Below are 8,892 nucleotides of genomic sequence, written 5' to 3' on the forward strand. Positions count from 1 at the left end.
CCGCTTTGAAGGATCACGTTCCGGTGATCGTGTTTGCCAAAGGGTGTTGGTATGCCCTGGAGGATATGGCCGATTCCGGCGCTGCTGCGCTGGGGATCGACTGGACCTGTGCCCCGCAGAAGGCTCGCGAATTATCTGGTGGCAATATCACCCTTCAGGGAAATTTTGACCCGGCCCGCCTGCTTTCCCCCCCTGAAGAGATCAAAAAACAGGTTAGCGAAATGATACGGGCATTTGGAAAAGACCGGTACATCGCCAACCTGGGACATGGGATTTTACCCAATATCCCCCTGGACCACGCCAAAGCGTTTATCGATGCGGTTAAAACCTACTCGGAATAAATGAACCTGTGGAAGCAGCTGAAATCCCTGGATCTGGCGGCTTTAATGGCACTTGCAGGCCTGTGTTTGAAACATCCCTTATGGGTAGTTCCCACCCTGAGGGCCACACGGGAATGTGTGGCTGTTTGTGATAAGCAATTAGGAAAGCGCCATCACAGGAATACACCCGCCAACGCCTTCCGCCATGCCCTTTGGAATTATTATATCGCCAGGGCGTGTTATACTAAAAAGGTGAGTGTGGAGAAGGTACTGGAATGGACCCGGAAGATCACGGACTGGCATGAGGATTTTTCAAAGAACAGTTCGGTTGCCCGACAAATGGATTTGCACAACAACCGGGTTGGCAGGCTGCTTTTTGAGCAGGACCCTGACATTGCGCCATCAGCACTTGTGGATCTTTTAAAATCTAAAATGGCAGACTCAAAAAAGGTAATGGTAACAGAAGATATGGAACGCCTCGCCCCAACCCGTTTTGTTCACCTTATAGACCCGATAACACAATGAAAGAACAGTTTAATTCCTACATCCAAGAATTACAGGACCGTATAACAAGCCAACTGGAAGTGATAGACGGCAAAGCCGTTTTCCATGAAGACCTGTGGGATCGCCCGGAAGGGGGTGGAGGTCGCACCAGGGTCATACAGGATGGAAATGTTTTTGAAAAAGGAGGAGTAAATATCTCTGCGGTGCACGGGCCCCTTCCAAAGAGCATGCAGACCTATTTTGGTGTGGGGGAAGTTGATTTTTACGCCTGTGGCCTCAGCCTGGTGATACATCCTAAAAGCCCGATGGTGCCAACGGTGCATGCCAATTGGCGTTACTTTGAAATGTACGATAAGGAAGGGCAGATCGCAGACCAGTGGTTTGGAGGCGGACAGGACCTTACGCCCTATTATCTCTTTGAGGAAGATGCCAAACATTTTCACAAGGTGTGCAAAGACGTTTGCGACCGTCATGATCCTGAATTTTATTCGAAATACAAGGAGCGCTGTGATTCCTATTTCTGGAATTCCCACAGGGATGAGGCCAGGGGGGTTGGCGGCCTGTTCTTTGACTACCTGCGCAAAACGGAAGATAGGGACATACAGGTCTGGTATGACTTTGTTACCGATGTGGGGAACAGCTTCCTGCACGCCTATGTGCCCATAGCAGAGAAACGCAAAGATCTTGATTACACCCCTGAGCAAAGGGAATGGCAGGAAATCAGGAGAGGGCGCTATGTGGAATTCAATTTGGTGCACGATAAGGGTACCTTGTTCGGCTTGCGTACCAATGGCAGGATCGAAAGTATCCTCATGAGCCTGCCCCCTCAGGTGCAGTGGCGTTATGATCACCATCCGGAACCCGGCAGTGATGAAGAACGGCTCCTAAAAGTCCTCAAAAATCCGGTGGAATGGGTATAAACTAGTAGCTTTGTAGAAAGCCTTGTGATGCGCACTCAGAAAATGTTCCAGGTAGATGCTTTCGCCGACCATATTTTTGGTGGCAACCCCGCTGCGGTCTGTGTTCTGGACGAATGGCTGCCGAATGATACCATGCAGGCCATTGCCATGGAAAACAACCTGGCCGAAACTGCCTTTACAGTTATGGAATCCGAGGGGTATCACATTCGCTGGTTCACCCCTGAGGTTGAAGTAGCGCTTTGCGGACATGCCACCATGGCAACAGCCTATGTGATTTTTAATTATTATGGCTTTCCAGGAACAGTTATTACTTTTTCCTCGGAACAAAGCGGTCTGCTTTCCGTCGAGAAAGGGGAAAATGATCAGTTAACACTGGATTTTCCTGCGGATACTCTGAATGAAATAGCCCACATTGAGAAGCTCAATGAGGCATTGGGAATTATTCCCGAAAAGACGTTAAAGGGTAAGACGGATTATTTGCTGATATATGCCGAGGAGGGGCAAATTCGCGACATAGAACCAAACTTTTCACTTTTGAATCAGGTGGATGCCAGGGGCGTAATTGTTTCTGCACCAGGGATTGAGGTTGACTTTGTATCCCGCTTTTTCGCACCCCAATCCGGAGTCAGTGAGGATCCAGTGACTGGATCCGCACATACGACTCTTACCCCGTACTGGTCAGAAGTACTGAAAAAAAACAACCTAAGTGCCCGTCAACTTTCCAAAAGAGGAGGTAATCTTAATTGCGAACTTCGGGGTTCAAGAGTGAGAATATCCGGGCGGGTTGTGCCCTACCTTGAGGGGAAAATACATTTTTGAAAAAACATTAATTAGCATAGCATGTATCCATTAAGAAGAAACCGCAGGTTACGAACCAATGCCTCCATCCGCCACCTTGTGCGGGAAACCATCCTCACCCCCAGCGACTTTCTGGTTCCGCTCTTCGTAGTTGAAGGGCACGATGTCCGGGAGGAAATCCCCTCCATGCCCAACTACTACCGCCTGAGCCTGGACAACCTCAAAAAGGAAGTCAAGGAATTGTGGAGCCTGGGTTTATGTGCTGTCCTCCTCTTTGTTAAAATACCAGATGAACTCAAGGACAACCAGGGCAAAGAGGCCCTGAATGAGCACGGGCTCATGCAGCGTGCCATAAAAACGGTAAAAGATGCCTGTCCGGATATGCTGGTCATGACCGACGTTGCCCTGGACCCTTATTCTACTTACGGACATGACGGGATCGTAGCCAATGGGGTAATCCTGAACGATGAAACCACGGAACTACTCGCGGAGATGAGCATTTCCCATGCCCAGGCAGGGGCGGATTTTGTGGCGCCCAGTGATATGATGGACGGACGCATCCAGATCATCCGGGAAGCCCTGGAAGATGAAGAACTTACGGATACCGGGATCATGAGCTATTGCGCGAAGTACGCCAGTGGCTTCTACGGGCCGTTTCGCGAGGCGCTGGATTCCGCCCCGGTAGATGAACCGGGCGTCCCCAAAGACAAACAGACCTACCAGATGGATTCGGCCAACCGGCTGGAAGCCATTCGGGAGGCGGAAATGGACGTGGAAGAAGGGGCCGATATCGTAATGGTGAAACCAGGCCTGTCTTACCTGGATATTGTCAGGGACATCCGCGAGGCAGTCGACATACCAGTTGCCGTTTATCAGGTATCCGGAGAATATGCCATGCTTAAAGCCGCTGCCGATAAAGGCTGGCTCGACCATGATTCGGTTATGATGGAACAACTGATCTCCATGAAACGTGCCGGGGCCAGTGTCATTGCCAGCTATTTTGCCAAGGAAGCCGTTAAGCTCATGCACTAATACGGCCAGCTAGCGTATAATATCCCCTCCTGCAAACTGTTATAGAACAAGGGATTAATGCGATTTCTATATTATATACTTTTTGGTTTTTTATTTGGTAACGCCTATGCCCAGGGAGATTACCAGCCCTTTATCCCATCAGGCATCAAGCAGAAGCTCCTCCTTGCCAAGCCCGGGAATTCTACCTATAACATCCCGGCCATTGAAAGTGCAGTAGATTCAATTATAACAAATGGTATAAAAAAAGAAGCCTTTCCAGGTGCACAGGTATTAGTGGCAAAACAGGGAGAGGTGATCTTCCACAAGGCCTATGGATATCACACTTATGACAGTATTAAAGCGGTTGGTCTGCACGACCGTTATGATCTGGCATCTGTAACGAAAATAACCGCAGCCTTGCCGGCCTTGATGAAGTTGTACGAGGAGGGCCTTATTGATCTGGACGCCCCGTTCAGCAATTACTGGAAACCCTGGAAACATAGAAAAGATAAACGGGACCTTAGCTTAAGGGAAATACTCTCCCATCAGGCGGGGCTTACCCCATACATTGTCTTTCTGAATGAGGTAATGCGAAAGGGAAAGCTGAAGAAAAGGTTTGTTCGCAGGCAGCCTTCTGAGAAGTTTTCGCTCAGGGCATATGAGGATGTTTACGTAAACAAGCGATTCCAGAGGAAAATGTACCGCATGATCAACCGATCCAGAGTGTCCTCGAATAAAACATATCGTTATTCAGGATTGGCCTTCCTGCTCTTCCCGAAAATTGTTCAAGACCTTACCGGACAATCCTACGCCTATTTCCTCAAAAAGCACTTCTACCTGCCTATGGAGGCCCTGACCCTTGATTTTAATCCGGAACTCACCTATTTCCGCAATCCCATAGTGCCCACAGAACGGGATACAGTATATCGCAAAACGCTCACTCAGGGATGGGTACATGACGAAAATGCTTCCCTTATGGGGGGCATCTCTGGAAATGCCGGCTTATTCGGAACGGCGAGCGACCTGTCAAAAATGATGCTGATGTACCAGAATTATGGGCATTATGATGGGCAGCAGTATCTGAAAAAAGAAACCCTGAAACAATTTACAGCGGTCCAGTTTCCTGAGAATAACAACCGTAGGGGACTAGGATTTGACAAACCCCTTTTGGACAACCAAAACCTGATACTCGGGGAAGCGTATCCTGCGCCCGAGGTAAGTCCAGAAAGCTTTGGACACAGTGGATTTACAGGCACCTTCGTCTGGGCGGATCCAAAATACCAATTGGTTTTTATTTTTCTTTCTAACCGGGTCTATCCCTATCGTTCGCATCGCCAACTTTATGAATTGAATATCAGGTCGGCATTACAACAAGTGTTTTATAAAGCATTGTTGCAAGACTAATACCCACCACTAATTCTCTTTTTATTGTTACTTTAGTACTATATTAAAGATTCATGGGACTACTGCTACTGTATGCTTTTGTGTCCATATTTTTCTCTTTCCTCTGCTCCATTCTGGAAGCAGTATTGCTAAGCATCACCCCAACATTCGTCAATGTTAAAAAGAGTGAGGGGAAATCCTATGCCCTGGCATTAGAAGCTCTGAAGAAGGATGTGGACAAGCCGCTGATTGCTATTCTTACCCTGAATACCATTGCCCATACGGTTGGGGCCATACTGGTGGGGGTACAGGCCAAAGTCACCTACATGGAACTGTACGGCAGTCGGGAGCACACTGTTTTTGGTCTTTCCTTTACCGAAGACCTGATGGTGGGTATTGTTTCCACAATCATGACCATCCTAATACTGGTAGCCTCAGAAATCATCCCGAAGACCATCGGGGCTACCTATTGGAAGCGCCTTGCCAATTTTACTACCAAAGCCCTGAATATCATGGTCTGGGTATTAAAATGGACCGGGCTCATGTGGCTGCTGCAGCTTTCCACCAGGCTTATTGGTAAAAAAGGCGGGCATGGCAGCGTCCTAAGCCGTGAAGATTTTACCGCAATGGCCGATATCGCCCATGAAGAAGGGGTGTTCCAGGAATCCGAATCCAAGGTCATCAAAAACTTACTCAAATTCGATGAGGTGTTTGTGAAGGACATCATGACCCCCCGGACGGTTATGAAAATCGCCCCGCAGACCATGACCGTCAAGGAATTCTTTAAAAATAACCCTAAACTCCGGTTTTCCCGCATCCCGGTTTATGGGGAGCGTGAGGATATCATCACTGGTTATGTATTAAAGGATAATGTCCTGGAGGAAATCATTGAGGAAAAGGGTGATATTCCACTATCAGATATCAAGCGGGATATGCTGGTGACCAAACGGGACACCACGATTCCGCAGCTGTTTGAAACACTTATCGCCAAACGGGAACATATTGCTTTGGTCGTGGATGAATTTGGCTCTGTGAGTGGCCTGGTGACCATGGAGGACGTCATAGAAACCCTGCTGGGACTGGAAATCATGGATGAGAGCGACAATGTGGAGGACCTGCAGCAACTCGCGAGGAAAAGATGGGAAGACCGCGCGAAACGCACCGGGATAATAGAATAATCATGGAAACCGCTTTTCTTCAAACGCCGCTGGGCTGGACCCGCATAGTAGGCGATGAAGAAGGCCTGGTTGCTATTTCCGTTCTTGACGAGGCCCCTGAAACATCAGCCCTAATCCCTGAAGTACTGGAAGACGCTGTGTACCAGCTCCGGGAATATTTTGAAGGGAACAGAAAAACATTTGACCTGCACCTCAATCCCGAAGGAACCCCATTTCAGAAAGACGTCTGGAAACTGCTATCCGAGATCCCTTACGGTACAACCATCTCCTATCTTGAATTATCGCGACGGTTAGGGGACCCAAAAGCCATAAGGGCAGTAGCGGCAGCCAATGGGAAAAACCCATTATGGGTGGTAGTGCCCTGTCATCGTGTAGTGGGCAGCGACGGATCACTTACCGGATATGCCGGTGGACTGCACCGTAAAAAATGGTTGTTGGACCACGAGCAGGGATCCCACCAACAAAAGTTGTTCTAAAATTTACCGACCAGGCGGTCGGGAAGTGCAAATATTGATCCCTTCTATGCCCCGTTCTTCACGATTTGAACATCAGGATTGCGCTTTTTACCGATATCCCTGTTCTCTGAATTTGAAATGCACCACCATCAACCGACCGGGTAGTCGGTTTTGCCCATTTTGTCAGTGAACTACGTAGGTGGGCACAAAAGGGAGCTCCAGATGGCCGATTTGTTGCCCATCGGGACGTATAAACAGCATCCCACCGTCCCAGGTTCCAGGAGGGCCATCCACGGCATAACCCACGGCAAACAATTCAGCATCTTCCAGGTAATGAATATCGGTCAACACAATGGAATTGTCTAATTCTGCCTCATTCTGCTGCACAATCCCCAGCATGTCAATTACGCGGTCTTCGCTTAATGACAGATCAAAAACAGCCGGACCAGAGGTCAGGGGATAGGGCTGTGCAAAGAAATTGAGGTAAAATAGCTTGTCATCCACCAAATTTGCCTCAAGAGGTCCCCCTGGGAAAAATTTGTTCAGCACAAAATTTCCCTCTTCCTGTACGGCCAAGTTCTGCAGATCGTAGACGCTATACTGATAATTGGACTGGTCTGTGCTGCTCAATACCACCAATTCGTCAAAATTATTCAGGAATATGCTGGTCGTGGCACTGCCAAAATCAAGGGTCTGCAGCAGGGTGGCGTTGTCTGTATCCAGTAGGGCAAGGCGGTAGTTTTCGACACTATCGCGGTACAGGAGTACCAGTCGCCCATTGGCATACAGGGGTGAAAAGGCACGGGTGGTGTTAAATTCCACCTGAACATCGGTGAAATCCGATGTTTCCGGGTCAATGATCCGCACACTGTAATTACGGGTACCGCGCGGGCTGTAAAAGCCAAGGAACAGTTGGGATTCCGAATTGCTTCCCCAGGTAATGGCACGTTCATCGGTTACATTGTAGAAATTAGGGTAGGAAAGGGAAGCGCTGGTAACCACATCATGCAGTACCACGGAAAAGCTATCAGAGGCAAAACTGAAAAAGGACAGTAGATCTCCTGTTTGCCTTAAGGTGATATACTGCCTGTTTACCCCATTGCTCGCGGTGAGATCAAGTGTGGTCCCCTCCTCTGCAGCGGCGGCATAGGTGTATTTATAGATGCTAGACCCGTCTTCCCCTATGACCTGGAAATCGGGCAGGCGACTTCCCGTATCATCGATATCAGGCGAGTCATCATTAGAACAGCCCCAAATCAGCACAAAAGCCAACAGGAGCCCGAAAAGTCTATACTTGGACATGCAACTTTTTTTCTAAATGTACGAATAATGCCCAATACGGCTACTTTTTAACCGTACAGTCGCCAGCATTCCCATTTAAACAGCTATATACTAATCGGTATTTAAATTAACCTCCATCTGCTAGGGTCTTGCGGGGATTCGCCTATACTTGTTGCAGCAGGCCATAAAAATATCGTAACTTCATTGGCCATCACTTTATTGGAGGAACATCATGCTTAATAAGGTCAATCTGGAACACCTGGTGTTCCTGGACATTGAAACCGTCCCGGAACACGAAGATTTTAAAGCCCTGGATGAAACCGCCAAGGAGCTTTGGGCGCAGAAAACCGCCTACCGGCGTAAGGAGGACGAGACCCCTGAGGCCTTTTACGAAAATGCCGGGATTTGGGCAGAATTTGGACGCATAATCTGTATTTCTGTCGGTTTTTTCCACTTAAAAGGGGCGGAAAGGCAATTCCGGGTGACCAGTTTTTCCGGCACGGAAGAGGAATTATTGAACGCTTTTAAGCAACTACTTAATTCGCATTTCCAGGCAGCCAAATTCCTGTTGTGTGCCCATAACGGAAAAGAGTTTGATTTTCCCTATATCGCCCGGCGGATGATCATCAATGGCATTTCCCTTCCCGGCAAGCTCGACCTTTTCGGCAAAAAACCCTGGGAAGTCCCCCACCTGGACACCATGGAGCTATGGAAATTTGGCGACTTCAAGCATTATACTTCCCTCAAACTCATGGCCCATGTGCTGGGTATCCCCTCCCCCAAGGAAGATATAGACGGGAGCATGGTGCGACAGGTCTACTACGAGGACAAGGACCTGGAACGCATAATAAAGTACTGTGAGCAGGACGTGATCACGGTGGCCCAGATCATTTTGAGGCTGCGGAATGAGGGGTTGTTGACGGAGGAGGAGATTGTTTATGTGTAAGTATATGCTGCCTGTCTTGTGATTATTTATTCATAAAATTATTACTAATACAGTCTAAGAACATAAAAGATATAGGGTTAATGACTATATTCAGAT

Annotated in this window: 10 protein-coding genes; 9 read left to right on the plus strand and 1 reads right to left on the minus strand. The window is 48.3% G+C overall.

Annotated features, from left to right (window positions below):
* The 8 genes from AC4E7D_RS07800 to AC4E7D_RS07835 form a co-directional block, all read left to right on the plus strand.
* Positions 1-341: uroporphyrinogen decarboxylase family protein (locus AC4E7D_RS07800; RefSeq protein ID WP_490173248.1), on the plus strand; the 341-nt coding region annotated here is incomplete at its 5' end.
* Positions 342-845: a DUF6973 domain-containing protein gene (locus tag AC4E7D_RS07805; protein WP_490173249.1), complete on the plus strand. Its 504-nt coding sequence runs from the start codon at positions 342-344 to the stop codon at positions 843-845.
* Complete coding sequence (gene hemF / locus AC4E7D_RS07810) at positions 842-1,744, plus strand: oxygen-dependent coproporphyrinogen oxidase (protein WP_490173250.1); 903 nt, start codon at positions 842-844, stop codon at positions 1,742-1,744. Before AC4E7D_RS07805 ends, hemF begins: the two co-directional genes overlap by 4 nt.
* A gap of 27 nt (positions 1,745-1,771) precedes the next feature.
* Entirely contained in the window at positions 1,772-2,563 is a 792-nt protein-coding gene (locus AC4E7D_RS07815; RefSeq protein WP_490173251.1) for a PhzF family phenazine biosynthesis protein, read from the plus strand.
* Positions 2,564-2,584: 21 nt separating this feature from the next.
* A complete protein-coding gene (gene hemB, locus AC4E7D_RS07820) occupies positions 2,585-3,574 on the plus strand; it encodes a porphobilinogen synthase (RefSeq protein WP_490173252.1) in 990 nt (329 codons plus the stop codon).
* Positions 3,575-3,631: 57 nt separating this feature from the next.
* A complete protein-coding gene (locus AC4E7D_RS07825) occupies positions 3,632-4,957 on the plus strand; it encodes a serine hydrolase domain-containing protein (RefSeq protein ID WP_490173253.1) in 1,326 nt (441 codons plus the stop codon).
* Positions 4,958-5,010: 53 nt separating this feature from the next.
* Positions 5,011-6,114: a CNNM domain-containing protein gene (locus tag AC4E7D_RS07830; protein WP_490173254.1), complete on the plus strand. Its 1,104-nt coding sequence runs from the start codon at positions 5,011-5,013 to the stop codon at positions 6,112-6,114.
* Positions 6,115-6,116: 2 nt separating this feature from the next.
* On the plus strand, positions 6,117-6,590 hold the full coding sequence (locus AC4E7D_RS07835; RefSeq protein WP_490173255.1) for a methylated-DNA--[protein]-cysteine S-methyltransferase: 474 nt from the start codon (positions 6,117-6,119) through the stop codon (positions 6,588-6,590).
* A gap of 162 nt (positions 6,591-6,752) precedes the next feature.
* On the opposite strand, the gene AC4E7D_RS07840 is transcribed toward AC4E7D_RS07835, so the two are convergent.
* A complete protein-coding gene (locus tag AC4E7D_RS07840) occupies positions 6,753-7,871 on the minus strand; it encodes a hypothetical protein (RefSeq protein WP_490173256.1) in 1,119 nt (372 codons plus the stop codon).
* Between the two features lie 211 nt (positions 7,872-8,082).
* Here AC4E7D_RS07840 and AC4E7D_RS07845 point away from each other — a divergent pair, with 211 nt between their 5' ends.
* Complete coding sequence (locus AC4E7D_RS07845) at positions 8,083-8,796, plus strand: 3'-5' exonuclease (RefSeq protein ID WP_490173257.1); 714 nt, start codon at positions 8,083-8,085, stop codon at positions 8,794-8,796.
* Positions 8,797-8,892 lie beyond the last annotated feature (96 nt).

It is taken from the genome of Lentiprolixibacter sp., from assembly GCF_982873095.1.

Excerpts from the sequence above, each read along its gene's own strand:
- hemB (WP_490173252.1), top strand. The coding sequence starts at position 2,585 with ATGTATCCATTAAGAAGAAACCGCAGGTTACGAACCAATGCCTCCATC.
- AC4E7D_RS07825 (WP_490173253.1), top strand. The coding sequence starts at position 3,632 with ATGCGATTTCTATATTATATACTTTTTGGTTTTTTATTTGGTAACGCC.
- AC4E7D_RS07815 (WP_490173251.1), top strand. The coding sequence starts at position 1,772 with ATGCGCACTCAGAAAATGTTCCAGGTAGATGCTTTCGCCGACCATATT.
- AC4E7D_RS07830 (WP_490173254.1), top strand. The coding sequence starts at position 5,011 with ATGGGACTACTGCTACTGTATGCTTTTGTGTCCATATTTTTCTCTTTC.
- AC4E7D_RS07805 (WP_490173249.1), top strand. The coding sequence starts at position 342 with ATGAACCTGTGGAAGCAGCTGAAATCCCTGGATCTGGCGGCTTTAATG.
- AC4E7D_RS07845 (WP_490173257.1), top strand. The coding sequence starts at position 8,083 with ATGCTTAATAAGGTCAATCTGGAACACCTGGTGTTCCTGGACATTGAA.
- AC4E7D_RS07840 (WP_490173256.1), bottom strand. The coding sequence starts at position 7,871 with ATGTCCAAGTATAGACTTTTCGGGCTCCTGTTGGCTTTTGTGCTGATT.
- AC4E7D_RS07835 (WP_490173255.1), top strand. The coding sequence starts at position 6,117 with ATGGAAACCGCTTTTCTTCAAACGCCGCTGGGCTGGACCCGCATAGTA.
- hemF (WP_490173250.1), top strand. The coding sequence starts at position 842 with ATGAAAGAACAGTTTAATTCCTACATCCAAGAATTACAGGACCGTATA.